2 protein-coding genes are annotated in these 827 nt (G+C 63.5%); both read right to left on the minus strand.

The features are described 5' to 3' along the window. Positions 1-525, minus strand: a 525-nt coding sequence (locus FJV41_RS49360) for an N-terminal phage integrase SAM-like domain-containing protein (RefSeq protein WP_220137979.1), incomplete at its 3' end; no start/stop codon positions are given. Further along, positions 522-743 carry a helix-turn-helix domain-containing protein gene (locus FJV41_RS49365; protein WP_141649537.1) on the minus strand — a complete coding sequence of 74 codons (222 nt, stop codon included), beginning with the start codon at positions 741-743 and terminating at the stop codon, positions 522-524. The genes FJV41_RS49360 and FJV41_RS49365, both read right to left, overlap by 4 nt. Positions 744-827: the final 84 nt, after the last annotated feature.

Consider the following 827-nt stretch of genomic DNA (forward strand, 5'->3'; position numbering starts at 1 on the left):
CTTGTGGAGCACCTTGAGTGTGTCGTTGATGTACTTGGCGGACAGAGGCTCTGGACTCGGCACATTGCGCGCGTTGAGGGCAGGCCGCACCGGGGTGTCCTGCCTGACGCGTGAGCGAGACGGCTTCGTTCGCATCAGTGCTTTGAAGTCCTCGATTTCTGCCGGGCCGATGGCATCCAGCGCCATCTTTCCGAAGAACGGGAGGACGTGGTCCCTTAGAATCTGCTTCTTGGTGACGACAGTGGAGTGCTTGTTGTTGTTCTCGCTGTAGGTGAGGAAGCGCGGAGTGAACCCCTCCAACGTGGGGATGCGCTTCTCCGGTGTCTTCTCCTTCCCGAAGGTGCCGCTGAGGAGTGCGTGGCGTAGCTCCCGCTCGTACTGCTCGGCACCCCGGCGCGTGTTCACCGGGGACACCTTGCGGATGCGCTCGACTCGCCCATCCGGATGCTGGAGCTTCACGTCCACAACCCACGCCTCCTGCAACTTGTCCTTCGTGTCCGTCCACTTCCGCAGTCTGACGCTCATCGGTTTTCTCCGAGCGCAGGACCGCTGTTACCCGGCTGCCACTCTACCAGGGCACTTCGACGAATGCGGAGGACTCTTCCGAGGCGGACGATGTCGGGCACCTGCCCGAGCCGGATGGCCTCATAGAGCGTCTTCCGGTTCACGCGCAGGAGCTTGGCGGCTTCTTTCACGGTGAGGAACTCGGGCCCGTGCGAGCCCTGGGGCGGGCATGTACTCATGGGGTGTTCTCAGTAGGGGGACTCAGATGCGGCGTGACGGGATGCGCACTGACGGGGCATGGCGCGGGCGGGGTGCGCAACGGG

The organism is Myxococcus llanfairpwllgwyngyllgogerychwyrndrobwllllantysiliogogogochensis, from assembly GCF_006636215.1.
Lineage (GTDB): Bacteria > Myxococcota > Myxococcia > Myxococcales > Myxococcaceae > Myxococcus > Myxococcus llanfairpwllgwyngyllgogerychwyrndrobwllllantysiliogogogochensis.

Excerpts from the sequence above, each read along its gene's own strand:
- FJV41_RS49365 (WP_141649537.1), bottom strand. The coding sequence starts at position 743 with ATGAGTACATGCCCGCCCCAGGGCTCGCACGGGCCCGAGTTCCTCACC.